The organism is Marinifilum sp. JC120 (assembly GCA_004923195.1).
Taxonomy (GTDB): domain Bacteria; phylum Desulfobacterota; class Desulfovibrionia; order Desulfovibrionales; family Desulfovibrionaceae; genus Maridesulfovibrio.
In genome coordinates, this window is sequence record RDSB01000204.1 from 1 (window position 1) to 437 (window position 437).

Below are 437 nucleotides of genomic sequence, written 5' to 3' on the forward strand. Positions count from 1 at the left end.
GCAAACGGCAACGCATTGCCCGCAATCGATGCAGTGGCCGCGGCCGTCATAATTGCCGTCCTTGGCGGGCTTGCCGCGCGGTTCGCCCCGCCAGGGCTCGTAACTGACGATCAACGTGTCCTCGTCCAGCATCGACGCCTGGAAGCGCGGCCACGGGCACATATAGGTGCAGACCTGCTCCCGCGAGTATCCCGCCAGCAGATAGGTCGTCAGGGTGAACAGCCCAATGAAGAACAGCTGGTTCCCGGTCAGGTCGAATGCGGCAACATCGGAAACGAAGGTCGGCGCGTCGTTGAAATACATCACCCAGGCACCGCCGGTCAGCAATGATATGACAAGCCAGGACAGATGCTTCGCCGACCGTTTCCAAAGCTTCCCAAGGGAGAAGCGCGCCTTGTCGAGGCGAATGCGCGCACCGCGATCGCCTTCGATCCAGA

Annotated in this window: 1 protein-coding gene; it reads right to left on the bottom strand. The window is 61.6% G+C overall.

The annotated features are described in order from the left end of the window. On the bottom strand, positions 1 to 437 hold a 437-nt coding region (locus D0S45_20880; GenBank protein TIH04498.1), incomplete at both ends, for a cytochrome c oxidase accessory protein CcoG.